This is a genomic window from Corynebacterium sp. HMSC08C04, assembly GCF_001807495.1.
In the GTDB taxonomy this organism is placed as follows: Bacteria; Actinomycetota; Actinomycetes; order Mycobacteriales; family Mycobacteriaceae; genus Corynebacterium; species Corynebacterium simulans.
This window is the reverse complement of sequence record NZ_KV789194.1, coordinates 1-16,028: the sequence shown is the minus strand read 5'-3', so window position 1 is coordinate 16,028 and position 16,028 is coordinate 1. Positions and strand designations below refer to the sequence as shown.

Here is a 16,028-nt window from a genome sequence, read left to right as displayed (position 1 = left end):
GCTTTTAGAGAATCTCGCCTGGGGTATAAGCGGCGGCCTTCGGGTGCTCGCTGACCAGATTGTTGATGCGGGTAAGAACCTGGTTGACCTGGGACTCCGCAGCGCCGATGAAGGCGTGCTTATCGGCCAAGGCAGCCTCCAGGTCCTCGGCGGACATCGGCAGGCGCTCGTCGGCGGCAAGGCGCTCGACCAAGTCCTGATCGCCGCCGTTTTCGCGCATGTTCAGCGCCACTGCGACGGCGTTTTCCTTGATGACCTCGTGCGCGGTCTCGCGGCCGACGCCGGCACGCACGGCCGCCATCAGGATGCGGGTGGTGGCAAGGAAAGGCAGGTAGCGCTCGAGCTCGCGGTCGATCATCGCAGGGAAGGCACCGAACTCGTCCAGCACGGTCAGGAAGGTTTCGAACTGGCCGTCGAGGGCAAAGAAGGCGTCGGGAAGCGCAACGCGGCGCACCACGGAGCAGAATACGTCGCCCTCGTTCCACTGCTGACCGGAGAGATCCGCAACCATGGTGAGGTAGCCGCGCAGGATGACCTGGAAGCCACACACGCGCTCGCAGGAACGGGCGTTCATCTTGTGTGGCATCGCGGAAGAACCAACCTGGCCTTCCTTGAAGCCCTCGGTGACGGTCTCATTGCCAGCCATCAAGCGGATGGTGGTGGCCAAGGAAGACGGGCCGGCGCCCAGCTCAACCAGAGCGGAAACGGCGTCGAAGTCGAGGGAGCGTGGGTAAACCTGACCAACGGAGTTGAAGATGCGGTGGAAGCCCAGGTGATCAGCAATCGCAGTCTCCAGGAAGGCCAGCTTGTCCTCGGAGCCGCCCATCAGGTCGAGCATGTCCTGGGAGGTGCCCATCGGGCCCTTGATGCCGCGCAGCGGATAGGCAGCCAGGAGCGATTCGACGCGCTCGATGCCCAGCAGCATCTCATCGGCTGCGGAAGCAAAGCGTTTGCCCAGGGTGGTGGCCTGAGCAGCAACGTTGTGGGAACGGCCGGCCATGACCTGAGACTGGTAAGCAGCCGCATGCTTGCCGATGCGCGCGACGACCGCGATGGCCTTGTCACGGATGAGGCGCAGCGAGGAATGAATCTGCAGCTGCTCGACGTTCTCGGTGAGATCTCGGCTGGTCATGCCCTTGTGGATGTGCTCAAAGCCAGCGAGGGCGTTGAACTCCTCGATGCGGGCCTTGACGTCGTGGCGCGTTACGCGCTCACGGGCAGCGATGGACTCGAGGTCCACCTGCTCAACCACGGACTCGTAGGCCGCAATGGCCTCTGCTGGAATATCGACTCCCAAATCCTTTTGCGCGCGCATGACGGCGATCCACAGCTGGCGCTCCAGGATGATCTTGTACTCCGGGCTCCAAATATTGGAAAGCTCTGCGGAGGCATAGCGGGAGGATAGGACGTTGGAAATGTTCTTCTTTTCAGCCACGGGAAACATTATTCCATGTACAAAGCCCAGCCTGTACCTTTTGGTAGCAAGCTGGGCTATACGGGGGTGCGAGAGAAAAGCTAGATGGAAATCTCGCCGTCTTCGGCACGCTTTCCGATGTCGCGACGGTAGAAGCTGCCGTCCAACTTAAGGCCTTCTAGCACCTCGTAGGCGGCGGCGCGGGCCTCGGCGAGTGTGGCGCCCTGGCCCAGGACGTTGAGCACGCGGCCGCCGTTGGAGATGACATCGACTTCCTCTTCAACACCGCGCGAGCCTTCGGCTTGCGAGGTACCGGCGTGGAGGACCTTGTTCGGATCATCCAGGCCCGGGCCGGTGATGACGTCGCCCTTACGCGGGGAGGCTGGGTAGCCCTCAGCGGCCAGGACGACGGTAACGGCGTAGCCGTCCTTCCACTTCAGCTCGTCCAGCTCGGCAAGCTTGCCGGTGGCGGTGGCGTTAAGCGCCTCAGCCAGCGGGGACTCGAGCATGGAAAGAACTGCCTGGGTTTCTGGGTCGCCGAAGCGGCAGTTGAACTCGACAACGGCGATGCCCTCCTTGCCCCACGCGAGGCCGGCATAAAGCAGGCCGGAGTACGGGGTGCCGCGGCGCACCATTTCGGCGGCAACTGGCTTGCAGACTTCGTCGACGATGCGCTGCACGCCGTCGGCAGGCAGCCACGGCAGCGGCGTATAGGCGCCCATGCCGCCGGTGTTGGGGCCTTCGTCATTGTCGTAGGCGCGCTTGTGGTCCTGCGCTGGGAGCAACGGAACGACGGTCTCGCCGTCGACCAAGCAGAACAGGGAAACTTCTGGGCCATCGAGGAAGGACTCGAGCAGGACCGGGTTTCCTGCCGCGTGAACCTCGTTTACATGTTCCTTCGCGGCAGCGCGGTCGTCGGTGACAACGACGCCCTTGCCGCCGGCGAGGCCGTCATCTTTCACCACGAAGTGCGGGCCGAAACGGTCGAGGGCGGACTCAATGTCGGCGTCGGAAGCCCCCGGCACCAGCTGCTCCGCGCGAGCGGTGCGAACGCCAGCAGCATTCATGACGTCCTTGGCAAAGGCCTTGGAGCCCTCAATCTGCGCGGCCTCCTTGGAGGGGCCGAAGACGGCGATGCCGTTGGCGCGCAGCTCATCTGCGACGCCGGCAACCAGCGGCACCTCGGGGCCAACGACGACGAGCTCGGCGTCAATTTTCTGCGCCAGCTCCAGCATCTGTGCTGGGTCATCAACCTTGGAGTACTCAGGATGCACCGTGGCCAGGGAATCGAAGTTCGGCGAGCCTGGGGCAACGTGGAGTTCAGTGGTCAGTGGATCTGCCTTGAGACCTTTGAGCAGGGCGTGTTCGCGGCCGCCCGAGCCAATTACGAGAATGCGCATGCCGTCCATCTTAACTGGAGGTAGCCTAGTCACCATGTCTTCTGTATTTACCAAGATTATTAATGGTGAACTGCCTGCACGCTTTGTCTACCGCGACGAGACCTGCGTGGCCTTTTTATCCATCGAGCCCCTCAACTACGGCCACACTCTGGTGGTTCCGATTGAGGAGATAGATAAGTGGACCGACCTCGACCCACAGACCTGGGCACACCTCAACGAGGTGGCACTGGAGATTGGCGCCGCTATCAAGACGGCGTTTAACTCGCCACGCACTGGCTACATCATCGCCGGCTTCGACGTGCCACATACCCACATCCACCTCTTCCCCACCGAGAAGATGGAAGAGTATGACTTCGCCAAGGCATTTGCTGCCGACGCCACCGATCCTGCCGCCATGGATGAGGCAGCGACGCGTATTCGCCAGCACTTGGGCACCGACGAAGAAGGACGCCGCTAACTAGCAGCGTCCTCGTGAGAAGGCCTCGTTAGCGGCCGATTAATTATGAAGCTGGGAGGCGCACCGTAAAGGTGGAGCCCTCCCCCAGCTGGGAGCTCACGGCAATGCTGCCGCCGTGCTGCTCCACCAAAGATTTCACGATGGCCAGGCCCAAGCCCGAGCCGCCGGTATCGCGGGTGCGGGAAGAATCCGCGCGATAGAAACGCTCAAAGATGTGGCTGGTGTCCTCGGGGGACATGCCCTTGCCGTCATCGGCGACGTCGATAAGCACTGCCTTGTCTGTGCCCTCGCCCTCTTCGCGGATGGTGAGTTTGACCTTGGCTTCCTCGCCACCGTGGCGAATGCCGTTGGAGACGAGGTTGAGCAGCACCTGGTGCAGGCGATCAGGGTCGCCTTTGACCACCGGAATATCGTGGGTCTCGTTAACCACGTCGATCTGGCGGCCGGCAAACGCGGCACGCGCGGAGGAACCGACGGAAAGCACCAGCTCCAGCATATCCACAGTGCGCATGTCCAGGCGCGAGCCCTCGGCGCGGGTCAGAGAAAGCAGGTCCTCCACCAATAGCGACATTCGCTTGGACTCGTCATCGATCTTGGAAAAGACGAGATCCACATCCTTGGTGGCGCCGGAGCGATAAAGCTCGGTGTAGCCACGCAAACTGGTCAGCGGGGTGCGTAGCTCGTGGGAAGCATCGCCGACGAAACGGCGCATCTGCTCCTCTTTATCTTGAGCTTGGACAACTGAGCGCTGCAGCTGACCCAGCATCACGTTGAGTGCAGCCGAGAGCTGACCAACCTCGGTGTGCTTCGGCCACTCCGGCACACGCTTGTCCAAGTCACCCGCGGCAATCTCGGAGGCGGTCTTTTCAACGACGCGCAGCGGGCGCAGCGCGCGGCGGATAAACCACATGCCCACCACGGCGATAATGCCCATGACCACGGCAGTGATGATTATTTGCACGATCGCTAGACCGCGGAGAATAAGCCGCTCGTGGGTGAGATCCTTGGCCACTACGGTCACGGTGCCATCGACCTTGATGGCCACGGCGCGCCACTTGGTTTCGTCGTTTCCAACGGAACCGACGGTGGCAGGCTCGTCACCGATGTAGAGGTTCTTCGCGTCCGGCATGCTGGTCTTGGGGCCGGTGTATAAAACGGTGCCATTCGGCAGGTAGCTAAGCGCCACGTATTCCGTAGGCGGGCGCCTAGAGTAGTCCCCCAAATAGTAGTCGTTGCTCATATTGCGCGCCCAGCCGTTGGTGGCATCCTTTAGCTGATCATCGACGTTGCCATACATGACGTCGGACATAATCGAGGACACCGCCAAAGAGGCACCCGCCAGGCCGAGGCCAGAGACCAAGACCATGAGCACCAAAAGCCACGTGCGCAGCGGCATCGCTTTGGGGCGCTGCACGCGGCGTCGCTTAGCGCGCTCCCCGAAGGGAACCGCAACGGACGGGGTTTCAGGCAGCGTAGATTCCGCCGCCGAGTGGGTAGTGCTCATGTATTAGTACTCGAAAAAGGACTGTGGCGAACTACTAGTTACGCGGCATGCGCAGAACATAGCCGACGCCGCGAACAGTATGAATAAGCTGCGTATCGCCGGTGTCGATCTTGCGGCGCAGGTAGGAGATATAGGACTCGACTACGTTGCCATCGCCGCCGAAGTCGTAGTGCCAGACGTTGTCCAAGATCTTGGACTTGGACAGCACCACTTCCTTGTTCTGCATGAGGTAGCGCAGAAGGTTGAACTCGGTTGGGGACAGCTCGATGATTTCGCCTCCCTTGGTGACCTCGTGGGTGTCATCATTCAAGGTGAGGTCAGCATAGGAAATGGTGGCGTCACTGTTTGCGTCATCGACGTTCGCGCCGCGGCGCAGGATAACGCGCAGGCGGGTGATAACCTCTTCCAGGCTGAACGGCTTAGTCACGTAATCATCGGCACCGATGGTCAGGCCATGGATGCGCTGATCGACGCTGTCCTTTGCGGTCAAGTAAAGCACCGGGCCGTCGAGGCCTTCCTGACGCAGCTTGCCAAGCAGCTCGAAGCCGTCCATGCCCGGCATCATGACGTCCATGATGTAGGCATCAGGATTAACCTCGCGGGCCACCCGCAGCGCCTCAGTGCCGGAGTTTGCGCTGAATACTTCGAAACCCTGGAACTTCAGGGAAACGGTGAGTAACTCCACGATGTTGGGCTCATCATCAACGACGAGGACTTTTACTTCTTTATTGTCGTCCATTAGCTCTTGTTACTTCCTTCAGCGAGTGCTTGTTGCTATTTCGCAATAATGACACCCAGCCTTCCAAGGGCACTGAAGGGAGTCTGGACATCACCTGTGAACTCCCATCCTAGCCAACGGCGCCAACAACCAGGCCGGAATACGTAAGGTGAACACCAAGTCGACTTCACCGATGGCAATCACGGCAACCAATCTGAAGAAGGATTCCAAGTGCGCAAGAAACTCACGTTGTCCGAAGAACAGTTCCGATTCATCGACCAACTCACCAACGAGGTCTTTGAAAGCGACATGCTGCCCGAAGGAACCGTTCTCACCGGAGTCGGAATTCAATCCCGCAGGAGCATAGACCCTTCTGGAGAGAGCACGTGGTACCACTTGGATTTGTGGAACCGACAGCTCCATGACGGGCGGACGGTCAGACTGTGGGGCGCATTTCCTGATCTCAGTGAAAAGGAAGACGCGCTTTCTTTCCACACCATGGTGCAGTCTTCAGGCCTTGCCGAAATGTTCTTGACGGCTACACCCGAAACTGCACGGTTCGAAACGATGGAGTACGTAGCGGACTAGCGGCTAGCCGCCTACGGGCGCGGAATGTTGCGCAGGTTGGACTGCGCGAGCTGCAGCATCTGACCAACGCCGCCGCCAAAGACGGTGCGGGTGGCGGCCTTGGAGAAGCCCAGCAGCTGCTCGAAGGTCAGTGTCGGCGGGATGGAAAGAGCGTTCGGGTCGGTGATCATGTCAACCAGAACCGGGCCATCGAAATCCATGGCCTCGCGAATCTGCTTGCGGGCCTTCTTCGGGTCCTCGATGTGGATGTGCTTGATGCCGGCAGCCTCTGCGATCGCGGCATAATCCACGTGCTCATGGTCGGTCTCGTGCTCTGGCAGACCCTGGACCAGCATCTCCAGCTTGACCATGCCCAGCGAGGAGTTGTTGAAGACGAAGGTCTTCACCGGCAGGTTGTGCAGCTTCACGGTCAGCAGCTCACCCATCAGCATGGACAGTCCACCATCACCGGAGAAGGAGATGACCTGGCGACCTTCGTTAGCGGCCTGTGCGCCGATGGCCATCGGCAGTGCGTTAGCCATGGTGCCGTGGCGGAAGGAACCGATCTGCTCACGCTTGCCATTCGGGGTGATGTAGCGAGCGCCCCAGACGTTGCACATGCCGGTGTCGACGGTGAAGACGGCGTTGTCAGCTGCTTCTTCATCGATGATGTTGGCCACGAACTCTGGGTGGATAGGCTTCATCTTCTCAGCCTTCTTAGTGTATGCCTCCACCACGTGGTTGAGCTTGTTGTAGTGCTCCTTGAGCATCTTGTCGAGGAAGCGGCGATCCTTCTTCTCATCAATGTGCGGAAGGATGTTCTCGATGGTGGCAGCCACGTCACCGGTAACCGGGTACTTAATCTTGGTGCGGCGGCCGATGTGGGAGCCGTCAATGTCGACCTGTGCGACGTTGCCCTTGGGCAAGAAGTCGTTGTACGGGAAGTCGGTGCCCAGAAGGATAAGCAGGTCGGCCTCGTGGGTGGCGTCGTGTGCCGCGCCGTAGCCCAGAAGGCCGGACATGCCGACGTCGAACGGGTTGTCGTACTGGATGTACATCTTGCCGCCCAGCGCGTGGCCGATTGGCGCCTTAATCTTTTCCGCCAGCGCCAGCACCTGCTCGCGGGCATCCTTGACGCCAGCACCGACGAAGAGCGCGACGGTCTTAGCCTCATTAATAGCCTGGGTTAGCGCGGCCGCTTCAGCCGGATCCGGGAAGACAACTGGACGTCCAGCGGAGATGGTGGAGGTGGTGAAGGTATCATCTTCAGCCTCCTGCGTGGAAACGTCGCCTGGGATAACGAGCACGGAAACGCCCTTGCCAGCCATGGTGGACTGGATAGCGTGGTGCAAAATGACACCGCCCTGGTCAGCGGAGTTGACCATCTCGCAGTAAGCGGAGCACTCGGTGAAGAGCATCTCCGGGTGGGTCTCCTGGAAGAACTTGGAGCCAATCTGGCGAGATGGGATGTGGGATGCGATGGCCAGAACCTTGGCGCCGTTGCGGTGGGCGTCGTAAAGCCCCTGCACCAAGTGGGTGTTGCCCGGGCCGCAGGAAGCCGCACACACGGCGAGCTTGCCGGTGGTCAGAGAGTCTGCCTCAGCAGCAAAAGCAGCAGCTTCCTCGTTGCGGACGTGGACCCATTCGATGGAGGAACGGCGCACCGCATCCACGATTGGGTTCAGGGAGTCACCAACCAGACCATAAATGCGCTCGACGCCTTGCGCCTCGAGAGTTTCTACGATCTGTTCTGCGTAATTCTTTGCCATATCACTACTTCTTTCAGGAATAGTAAATAGTTTCTCCATCCAGTGTCCTTATTAATTCCCCTTTGTGCCAGCTTTTTACTCAAGACTCACCAAGCCCCCTGACTGGTGATACAAAACACAGGCCACATTCGAGCGTTTGAAACTATAATGAACGTTCGGTACATTTTCATACGATGTCCGCCACCGATTTAGTCCATTCCAATAGCACCGCCACTACCACCGAGTCCACCGCCGTACAGCGCTGGACTTTCTTTGCCGTGATCTCGCTCGGCCTACTCATGGTCGGCCTCGATAACTCAATCCTTTACACCGCCCTCCCGGCACTGACGGATCAGCTCCACACCACCTCTACCCAGCAGCTATGGATCATCAACGCCTATGCGTTAGTGCTAGCCGGCTTATTGCTGGGCACGGGCACCCTGGGAGATCGCATTGGGCATCGCCGCATGTTCGTCATCGGCCTTGTGCTTTTCGGCAGCGCATCCCTCGCCGCCGCGCTCGCCCCCGGCGCGTGGTTCTTGGTGGCTGCGCGCGCATTCTTGGGCCTCGGCGCTGCCGTGATGATGCCCGCTACTTTGGCACTGATTCGCCTGACCTTCGACGATGAAATCGAACGCAACACCGCGATCGGCATCTGGGCCTCCGTTGCGGTCGTAGGCGCTGCGGCCGGCCCTACCGTCGGCGGATTCCTCCTCGAGCACTTCTGGTGGGGCTCGGTCTTTCTCATCAACGTGCCGATCGTGCTCGTCGCACTCTTGCTGACCTTCCTTTTGGCACCGCCCAACCAACCGAACCCGGACAAGCACTGGGATTTCGCATCCTCGCTCTATGCGCTTATTACGCTTTCTTCCCTGGTGCTGGCCATTAAGTCGGTGGCGGGTTCCCATTATGGGCTGGCCGGCGGCGCGCTGGTGGCCTGCGGCATCGGCAGCTTCGCGTTTGCTCGCCGCCAAAAGCAGCTTTCTGAGCCGATGCTCACCTTCGATGTCTTCCGCTCCCCCGTCTTCACAGGCGGCGTCATTGCTGCGGGCGGCGCGATGTTTGGCATGTCCGGGCTGGAGATGCTCACCACGCAGAAGCTGCAGATGGTCAATGGTTTAAGCCCCCTGCATGCGGGAATCACCATTTCTGCGGTGGCGATTGCGGCACTTCCGATGTCCACCCTAGGCGGCGCCAACCTGCACCGCTGGGGCTTTCTGCCCATCATCGCCGGCGGGTTTGTTTTCATGGCTGCGGGCATCGCCATCGCGATGTGGGCGGGCCACCACGGCATCTTTTGGTGCTTCGTTGCGGGGCTGCTCTGCATGGGCATCGGCGCGGGGCTCACGATGTCCGTGGCCTCAACCGCCATCATCGGCGCGGCACCACCCCATCGTTCCGGCATGGCCGCAGGCGTCGAGGAGGTCTCCTACGAGCTCGGCACGCTGCTATCCATCGCTATCACCGGCTCCATTGTGCCTTTGCTTTACTCCCGCAATCTAACCGCGGATATCGAGGGCATGCAGGCGCTTTACGACGCCGCGACCCACGACCTCGCCGCAGCCGCCTACGACAACGCTTACCTCACGACCCTCGGCGGCTTGCTCGCGATGATGCTGCTCTTCGCCGCAGTGACCGGCTATTTGTTTAAAAACAACCCGAAGTCGGGAGGCTACGATGCCGCGCATCAGTAAAAAGACCGAAGTGCTAAAAGCCGCCCTCACCATCATCGAGAACGAGGGCGTGCATGCCGTGACCTACGACGCGCTGGCAACCGCCACGGGAATGTCAAAGTCCGGGCTCATCTATCACTTTCCTTCCCGCCACGATCTGCTCATCGAGTGCCACCGCTTCTGCGCCGCGCGCTGGGAAGCGGAACTCGAAGAGCTAGCCGGCGGCAAGCAGGCCGCGGAGCTAGACAAAAAGGAACGCCTGCGCGCACTCGTGCAATCCCTAGGCAAGAACGACCCTCTGATCGAACTGCTGATGAGCATCCACTCCCAGCAACACCCGGACTTCATGGAACAATGGCGCGACGTCGACAAGCGCTGGCTGCCAGATCCGGCAGCTGATGACCAAACCGCGCTCATCGCCACCATCCTTGGCAATGGCCTCTGGGTCCACGACCACTTGACTGAACGAAAGATACCCACAGCTACTCGCAAAAAGACAGTGGAACTCGTCTTGGAATTCCTAGATTCAGGAAAGCTACAAACCGCACCGCTTAAAGATTAAGCAACGTCAACTGATAATCCAGCCCCGCTCAATGGCAAGATTTACTGCCGCTGCACGAGTGTCAGCACCAGTCTTAGCCATCGCACGCGACAAGTGATTGCGCACCGTGCCCTCCGATAAGTTAACCCGCTTCGCGATTTCCGCGACGACCGCACCATCGGCGGCTGCTTGAAGCACTTCGGATTCTCGAACGGTGAGAGGCGATTCACCGAATAGAAAAGAATCTGCAGCAAGTTTGGGATCAACTACACGCAAGCCGGAGTGAACTCGGCGCACCGCATCAGCGAGCTCTGCGGCAGGCGCGTCTTTAACGATGAAGCCATGTGCTCCCGCGGAAACCGCGCGACGCAAGAAACCCGGGCGCCCGAACGTTGTAACTATCAATATCTTTACCTGCGGTAGCGCTTCTCTAAGGCGTTTCGTAGCAGTCAGACCGTCCACATTCGGCATATCTACATCCATCAAAATAACATCAGGACAAGCCACCGAGGCGACCTCCATGACCTCGCTTCCGTCGCCAACGTCGGCCACTACCTCAATGTCACTTTCCAAGCTAAGCAAGGCGCTTAATGCGCCTCGCACCATAGCCTGATCATCAGCAAGCATCACTTTTATCATTAATGCTCCTTAGCCCATGGCCCGGTTTGAACGGCCTGGGCTGTAAGCTTCAGACCTCCCATGGTGGTTTCACCCAAGCACAATTCGACTCCGTTATTTTGGCATCGCTCCCGCAGCCCTCGCAGACCATTTCCTTCCCTTATCTCTGCTATTCCGACTCCGTCGTCTTCAATCAATACAGATTTGGAGGTCAGACTGATGGAGCATCTCTTTGCACCGGAATGTCGGACAACATTCGTAGTCCCTTCACGCACTACCCAAGCAAACACTTCCCTCAAATCAACCTGTACTTCATCTACCGAATTCGGCATCTTCGCTTTAATACCTGCGCTTTGAAGGAGGCTTAATGCCCGAGCTAGTTCACCGGAAAGGCTGAGCTCTCGATAGCCATTTATTGCGGTGCGAACTTCTGCCAGCGCAGACCTCGAGATTTCCTCAATTTCTGCAATTTGTGACTTCGCCGTATTCGGGTCGAGCTCAATGAGCTTCTTTGCAAGCTCCGCTTTAAGTGTCACCGTTGTGAGAGAATGTCCCAAAATATCGTGCATGTCGCGAGCCATGCGGTTGCGCTCTTCGTTTACTTCGAGTTCTTGGGATCGAACTTCCTGTATCTTCCTTTGCGCTTGGCTAGTAATCGCCATTCGGCTTGCTAAACAGGCAATGCCGGTTGTAATCAAAGACAAGTGGCCGAACGGCCATAGCGACTGAGGAATCGCTATCGCGGCGACTGCAGTAAAAGGCAGGGAAACCTGCCACGGAAATACAAATGCAACAGCCGAGGCAATGAAGTATGCAAGTTGAATCGCATCGGTTCCGACAAGATTAAGCACGATCAGTGCGAGAAAGGTTCCAACCACTAACAACGAAACTGCACGGAGATTGACCCGCATCACACCTAGGCGCAGATCATCGATTGCGATAGCCCAGGAACCAATGAGACAAAATACGCAGCAAAGAACAAGAACCGCGCTTGAAACCGGATACGGGTGGCTTCGAACCGTCAAAAGAATTGGAACAGTAAGGGCCAACCAGAAAATGGCCCAAATACTGTTTGGCCAGGTAATATACCGAGTCATCACTTTTTCATCTTAGCTAAACCCGAGCCGTATCATAGCGCATCTTCCGGGCTGCCCCGACCAAGAATACGAACAGCCAAACCACAACATTGGCCACTGCAGCCCACGAAAAGTTGCTCGCGTCCATCGGCGAAAGCGCCAACTTATGAAGTCCGTAGAGCGGGGTAAGACTTCCAATCTTGTCGAAAGTCGATCCAGGAGTCAGTGGCATAAATACTCCCCCGAGGAAAGACAGCAACGCTAACAAAGGCCCAACTACCTGCATTGTGGTCTCTGCAGGCAAAAGGTATCCCATGAACAACCCAAAAGACATAAAAATGATTGAGCCCAACCATGCGATGACAAAAGACTGAGCCCAAGCCAGAGCCGGCATGTGTGCATGGACCAGCGGTCCACAGATATAAACCGTGAGCAAGGCTATACCGCTCAGAGCTAATCCCGCTGTGGCTTTAGCTCCTACATAGTTAATTGGGCGAAGAGGAGTTAAACGCAGCTGCCGACTCCACCCACTTGCTCTTTCGATGCCGACTGCTGCACCAGTTCCAGCAGTCGCCATTAACCCAGCATAAAGGGCAAGACTTATTAAGATATTTGCTGCCCAGTTTCCATTCCCATATTCCTGCTGTGCATAGTCTGCAGTAGCAAATATGAACAGAAAGGCAATGGGGATAACCACGACGAAAACTAGACCACGGACATTGCGCAAAATGCGCTTCATTTCCAATTTGTATAAATACATATCTACCTTTCCTGATGAGCTAGGTCGATAAAGGCGTCATCAAGGCTGCGCGCAGTAATGCTGATGTCTCTCGCAAGACCTCGAGTTAAAAGCAAGCGTGCGATTTTGTCAGTATCCTCGGCTACCAAAACGAATTCTTCCCTGCGCATATCGAGCGATATCTGAGGAAAATCTCTTAATGCTTGTTCCACTTCTGACTGCGAAGCTTGAAGTTTGGCATGAATTGTTTTTCCTGAAACTTGCGCTCGTAGCTCCTGTGGGCTGCCGTCCGCTACAAGGACACCGTGATTCATCATCACGATTCGATCTGCAAAATCGTCGGCTTCTTCCAAATAATGGGTAGCGAAGATAACGGTTCGTCCCTCGCGAGCATCTTCACGTATATTCGCCCAAAAATCGCGTCGAGCTTCTACATCCACGCCAGCTGTAGGTTCGTCTAAGACGATGAGTTCAGGATTGCTGACCAAAGCCATTGCAAAACGTAGCTTTTGTTGCTGGCCTCCTGAGCATTTACCCACGTACCGTTCTGCAAACTCGCCAGCACCAGCGCGTTCTAACGCTTCCTCTGCGCTTAAGGAATCACGATGGAAACTGGCCATAAGCTCAACCGTTTCGCGAACCTTTAAGTTAGGAAGCAGGCCTCCCGACTGCATCATTGCAGAAACTCGACCGAGCACCACCGCGTTGCGCGGCGTCGTCCCGCATACTTCAATGTTTCCTGAATCTGGTTTGCTTAGACCCAAGATGAGATCGATGGTGGAAGTCTTACCCGCACCATTAGGTCCCAAAAGGGCTACGACCTCACCGCGCTCAATCGAGAAACTGAGGTCCTTTACTGCACAAACCTCACCAAATGACTTTGTTAGTGATTCAACTCTTAACGTGGACTCCGTGTTTGCCATGGTTCAAGTCTCATGCGACACCGCGAAGAGTACGTATAGCAATTGTCATTAGTCGGCGATGACAATTGTCACGGGGTATTAATCTCAGTCGGCGACTGCCAAGTCAGAAGCTCGGCGTTGCTTTCCAATGAAATTAGCCCCGGTAGAAATAAATCTCACCAGGGCCATTGAGCTGGAGACGAGACTTGAACTCGCAACCTACGCATTACAAGTGCGTTGCGCTACCAATTGCGCCACTCCAGCACCGCGGATTGAGCCGCTGCGAAGAATCGTACCCGAGCAGGCGAGCGGACGAAAACACTGGGGTGGCCCGTGCGTCGCGCAACCCCAGCGGATAGAGTGCAAGCAAGAGTCTCAATCGGTTTTTAAGGGTTTGTTGCGTGTCATTTATTTCCGCACTGAGGGAGCGTTTTAGTGCTTCTTCCGGCTACGTTGCCACCATCGATGCGGCAAAGGCCGCGCCACCACCATCGCCGCTGGCGCCAGTCGATCTGACCGACGCCGCGCAGGTCACCGGTGTCATGGAAATCGCTGCGCGCGTGGGCGAAGTCCTCATCAGCGCCGGCACTGCCAACTCCGATGCCAAGGCACAGATTCACCTGGTGGCTTCTTCCTATGGTCTCCACTACTGCCATGTGGACATCATGATGAATACCATCACCATTCACACCGCGATGGGCGCGGGCTCTAACCGCCGTAACCTACACGTCTTCCGCGTGGCCCCTTCAATTTCGGTGGACTTTTCCAAGCTTTCCGCGGTAGACCGCCTGATCTACTCGATCCGCTCCGGCGCCACACCACCGGCCATGGCCGAGCGCGTCTTGGACGAGATCAACAACATGAAGCCGCCTTATCGCACCTCCACCGTCCTTTTGGGCTGGGGCGTTATGGGCGGCACTCTCTCCGTGATGCTCGGCGGCGACGCCTTGGTGGGCGTCATGGCGTTTTTCGTCTCTTTGCTGGTTATGGGCGTCAACGCCTGGGCGGCAAAGTTCCGCGTGCCACCCTTCTACCAAAACATCATGGGCGGATTCCTCGCCGTCGTACCGGCGGCGATCCTCTACAACATGGCCGCCGGAATCGGCATTACCTTCTTGCCTTCCCAGATCATTGGTTCAGGCATCATTGTGCTCGTCGCCGGCCTTACCCTGGTGCAATGTTTGGTCGACGGCATCACCCGCGCACCGGTAACATCGGCCGCTCGCTTCTTCGAAGCCATGCTGGCCACCGGCGCCATCATCGCCGGCGTCGGCGTGGGCATTCAGTTCTCTGACTGGATGGGCTTTACCCTGCCGCCCCTGGCTACGCTCGCGCCGCCGGTCTATCACCAGGTCCCGCTGCTCATCCTCTGCGGCAGCATCGGTTCAGGCGCCTTCGCCCTGGCCTGCGGCGCTTCCTGGATTGAGGTTACCGTCTCTGGACTTACCGCCGGCGCCGGTATGCTCTTCTACTACTTCGTAGTCATTCCTTTCGGCGTGAGCGACGTCGTAGCCTGCGGCATCTCCGCCACGGCGGTGGGCCTGGCCGGCGGCCTGCTCTCGCGCCGCTACATGATGCCGCCGCTCATCACAATGATCGTGGGCTATACGCCGATGCTGCCTGGCCTTACCCTCTACCGCGGCATGTACGCCTCGCTGAATGAGCAGATGATCTCCGGCTTTACCAACCTGTCACGAGCACTAGCCATCGCCGGTGCGCTGGCTGCCGGAGTTGTGCTGGGCGAACGCGTGGCCCGCCGCCTGCGTCGCCCGCAGTACTTCCGCCCTTATGCCACCATCAAGCGCGTGGGCCACTTCTCGTTCCACCAGGCCAGCCGCCTAGCTGCCCGCAAGCCACGCATTCCGCGCGTGCCGCTTTCCCCCTTCGCCCCCAAGGTCAACCGCCCCGTCCTGCCTCCGAAGCTGGGGCCCAAGCCGCCGATGCCTTCCCAGCAGGTACGCATGCTCCAAGACCAAGCCATCGGCGAGGACTGGAAGGAAGAATGGGAGTCCATCACCGAGATGTGGCCGGTTACCACGCAGTGGGAGGACCAACCGCAAGACGGTGGGAGCGCACAACCCGCTGCAGACGGCGCCGAAGATGCGGCCGAAACCGCCCCAGATGCCAAATCGTGAGCAAAAAAGTTCGGCGGTTTCAAGTGGTGGATGCATCACTTGAATAGTTCTTGTATCTTCTCTTCTGGTTTATACCAGTTGAGGACTTTTCTGGGGCGCCCGTTGAGAAGGTCTTGAATGTGTTGGACATCCTTGTCGGTCAGGGCACTAAAGTCGCTTCCTTCGGGCAGGAAGTCTCTGACTAGCCCGTTGGTGTTTTCGTTGGTAGGACGTTGCCACGGCGAGTGTGGATCACAGAAGTAGACTGCTAGTCCACGTGCGATGCTCAGCTTGTCTACTTGGGCTAGTTCTACGCCTTGGTCCCAGGCCAGAGTTTTAGTGATGTTGCGTATTTTGCCGGTAAACATCTCGATCAACTTATCGACAGTCGTGGCGGAATCATGAACATCTAGTTTGCGGATCATGGTGTAGCGAGTACTGCGTTCTACACAGGTTACAAGTGCAGTGGTTCCTCCTTGTCCGATGATGAGATCGCCTTCCCAATGCCCTGGAACTGCGCGGTCGGGCCTGACCCCCGGAAAGTAGACACGTCGGGG

Annotated in this window: 15 protein-coding genes and 1 tRNA gene; 5 read left to right on the top strand and 11 right to left on the bottom strand. The window is 58.1% G+C overall.

What is annotated here, in order from left to right:
* Positions 1 to 4: 4 nt before the first annotated feature.
* A complete protein-coding gene (purB, locus tag HMPREF3169_RS01170; RefSeq protein ID WP_070455446.1) occupies positions 5 to 1,444 on the bottom strand; it encodes an adenylosuccinate lyase in 1,440 nt (479 codons plus the stop codon).
* Between the two features lie 71 nt (positions 1,445 to 1,515).
* Positions 1,516 to 2,814 (bottom strand): phosphoribosylamine--glycine ligase, encoded by a 1,299-nt coding sequence (gene purD, locus HMPREF3169_RS01165; RefSeq protein WP_061924611.1) that lies wholly within the window; start codon positions 2,812 to 2,814, stop codon positions 1,516 to 1,518.
* A 34-nt stretch (positions 2,815 to 2,848) separates the two neighbouring features.
* Between purD and HMPREF3169_RS01160 the strand changes: the two genes are divergently transcribed.
* Positions 2,849 to 3,271, top strand: coding sequence for an HIT family protein (locus tag HMPREF3169_RS01160; protein WP_061924576.1), 423 nt, complete (start codon positions 2,849 to 2,851; stop codon positions 3,269 to 3,271).
* A 43-nt stretch (positions 3,272 to 3,314) separates the two neighbouring features.
* Here the strand turns inward: HMPREF3169_RS01160 and HMPREF3169_RS01155 are convergent, their stop codons facing one another.
* Both HMPREF3169_RS01155 and HMPREF3169_RS01150 read right to left on the bottom strand, forming a co-directional pair.
* Positions 3,315 to 4,775 (bottom strand): sensor histidine kinase, encoded by a 1,461-nt coding sequence (locus HMPREF3169_RS01155; RefSeq protein ID WP_083286037.1) that lies wholly within the window; start codon positions 4,773 to 4,775, stop codon positions 3,315 to 3,317.
* 34 nt (positions 4,776 to 4,809) lie between these two features.
* On the bottom strand, positions 4,810 to 5,514 hold the full coding sequence (locus HMPREF3169_RS01150; RefSeq protein WP_061924579.1) for a response regulator transcription factor: 705 nt from the start codon (positions 5,512 to 5,514) through the stop codon (positions 4,810 to 4,812).
* A 210-nt stretch (positions 5,515 to 5,724) separates the two neighbouring features.
* Here HMPREF3169_RS01150 and HMPREF3169_RS01145 point away from each other — a divergent pair, with 210 nt between their 5' ends.
* Positions 5,725 to 6,081 carry a hypothetical protein gene (locus HMPREF3169_RS01145; protein ID WP_061924582.1) on the top strand — a complete coding sequence of 119 codons (357 nt, stop codon included), beginning with the start codon at positions 5,725 to 5,727 and terminating at the stop codon, positions 6,079 to 6,081.
* 11 nt (positions 6,082 to 6,092) lie between these two features.
* Here HMPREF3169_RS01145 and HMPREF3169_RS01140 read toward each other — a convergent pair whose 3' ends face one another.
* Entirely contained in the window at positions 6,093 to 7,829 is a 1,737-nt protein-coding gene (locus tag HMPREF3169_RS01140) for a pyruvate dehydrogenase (protein ID WP_061924585.1), read from the bottom strand.
* Between the two features lie 173 nt (positions 7,830 to 8,002).
* Between HMPREF3169_RS01140 and HMPREF3169_RS01135 the strand changes: the two genes are divergently transcribed.
* Positions 8,003 to 9,502 (top strand): MFS transporter, encoded by a 1,500-nt coding sequence (locus HMPREF3169_RS01135; RefSeq protein ID WP_061924587.1) that lies wholly within the window; start codon positions 8,003 to 8,005, stop codon positions 9,500 to 9,502.
* Complete coding sequence (locus tag HMPREF3169_RS01130; protein WP_061924588.1) at positions 9,486 to 10,043, top strand: TetR/AcrR family transcriptional regulator; 558 nt, start codon at positions 9,486 to 9,488, stop codon at positions 10,041 to 10,043. The genes HMPREF3169_RS01135 and HMPREF3169_RS01130 overlap by 17 nt, the downstream gene beginning before the upstream one ends.
* 6 nt (positions 10,044 to 10,049) lie before the next feature.
* Here the strand turns inward: HMPREF3169_RS01130 and HMPREF3169_RS01125 are convergent, their stop codons facing one another.
* The 5 genes from HMPREF3169_RS01125 to HMPREF3169_RS01105 all read right to left on the bottom strand — a co-directional run bounded on the left by HMPREF3169_RS01125 (position 10,050) and on the right by HMPREF3169_RS01105 (position 13,621).
* Positions 10,050 to 10,661: a response regulator transcription factor gene (locus HMPREF3169_RS01125; RefSeq protein WP_061924591.1), complete on the bottom strand. Its 612-nt coding sequence runs from the start codon at positions 10,659 to 10,661 to the stop codon at positions 10,050 to 10,052.
* Positions 10,661 to 11,737, bottom strand: coding sequence for a sensor histidine kinase (locus HMPREF3169_RS01120; protein ID WP_082778651.1), 1,077 nt, complete (start codon positions 11,735 to 11,737; stop codon positions 10,661 to 10,663). The genes HMPREF3169_RS01125 and HMPREF3169_RS01120 overlap by 1 nt, the downstream gene beginning before the upstream one ends.
* A gap of 16 nt (positions 11,738 to 11,753) precedes the next feature.
* Positions 11,754 to 12,476 carry an ABC transporter permease gene (locus HMPREF3169_RS01115; RefSeq protein ID WP_061924599.1) on the bottom strand — a complete coding sequence of 241 codons (723 nt, stop codon included), beginning with the start codon at positions 12,474 to 12,476 and terminating at the stop codon, positions 11,754 to 11,756.
* A gap of 2 nt (positions 12,477 to 12,478) precedes the next feature.
* Positions 12,479 to 13,378: an ABC transporter ATP-binding protein gene (locus tag HMPREF3169_RS01110; protein ID WP_070455444.1), complete on the bottom strand. Its 900-nt coding sequence runs from the start codon at positions 13,376 to 13,378 to the stop codon at positions 12,479 to 12,481.
* A gap of 170 nt (positions 13,379 to 13,548) precedes the next feature.
* Positions 13,549 to 13,621: transfer RNA gene (locus HMPREF3169_RS01105), tRNA-Thr, on the bottom strand.
* A 137-nt stretch (positions 13,622 to 13,758) separates the two neighbouring features.
* Between HMPREF3169_RS01105 and HMPREF3169_RS01100 the strand changes: the two genes are divergently transcribed.
* Entirely contained in the window at positions 13,759 to 15,492 is a 1,734-nt protein-coding gene (locus HMPREF3169_RS01100; RefSeq protein WP_083286036.1) for a threonine/serine exporter ThrE, read from the top strand.
* 35 nt (positions 15,493 to 15,527) lie between these two features.
* On the opposite strand, the gene HMPREF3169_RS01095 is transcribed toward HMPREF3169_RS01100, so the two are convergent.
* On the bottom strand, positions 15,528 to 16,028 hold a 501-nt coding region (locus tag HMPREF3169_RS01095; RefSeq protein ID WP_148132088.1), incomplete at its 5' end, for an IS30 family transposase.

What these genes read in the sequence shown, in the direction of transcription:
- HMPREF3169_RS01115 (WP_061924599.1), bottom strand. Translation starts at nt 12,476, where the DNA reads ATGTATTTATACAAATTGGAAATGAAGCGCATTTTGCGCAATGTCCGT.
- HMPREF3169_RS01130 (WP_061924588.1), top strand. Translation starts at nt 9,486, where the DNA reads ATGCCGCGCATCAGTAAAAAGACCGAAGTGCTAAAAGCCGCCCTCACC.
- purD (WP_061924611.1), bottom strand. Translation starts at nt 2,814, where the DNA reads ATGCGCATTCTCGTAATTGGCTCGGGCGGCCGCGAACACGCCCTGCTC.
- HMPREF3169_RS01155 (WP_083286037.1), bottom strand. Translation starts at nt 4,775, where the DNA reads ATGAGCACTACCCACTCGGCGGCGGAATCTACGCTGCCTGAAACCCCG.
- HMPREF3169_RS01140 (WP_061924585.1), bottom strand. Translation starts at nt 7,829, where the DNA reads ATGGCAAAGAATTACGCAGAACAGATCGTAGAAACTCTCGAGGCGCAA.
- HMPREF3169_RS01160 (WP_061924576.1), top strand. Translation starts at nt 2,849, where the DNA reads ATGTCTTCTGTATTTACCAAGATTATTAATGGTGAACTGCCTGCACGC.
- HMPREF3169_RS01120 (WP_082778651.1), bottom strand. Translation starts at nt 11,737, where the DNA reads ATGACTCGGTATATTACCTGGCCAAACAGTATTTGGGCCATTTTCTGG.
- HMPREF3169_RS01150 (WP_061924579.1), bottom strand. Translation starts at nt 5,514, where the DNA reads ATGGACGACAATAAAGAAGTAAAAGTCCTCGTCGTTGATGATGAGCCC.
- HMPREF3169_RS01125 (WP_061924591.1), bottom strand. Translation starts at nt 10,661, where the DNA reads ATGATAAAAGTGATGCTTGCTGATGATCAGGCTATGGTGCGAGGCGCA.
- purB (WP_070455446.1), bottom strand. Translation starts at nt 1,444, where the DNA reads ATGTTTCCCGTGGCTGAAAAGAAGAACATTTCCAACGTCCTATCCTCC.
- HMPREF3169_RS01135 (WP_061924587.1), top strand. Translation starts at nt 8,003, where the DNA reads ATGTCCGCCACCGATTTAGTCCATTCCAATAGCACCGCCACTACCACC.
- HMPREF3169_RS01110 (WP_070455444.1), bottom strand. Translation starts at nt 13,378, where the DNA reads ATGGCAAACACGGAGTCCACGTTAAGAGTTGAATCACTAACAAAGTCA.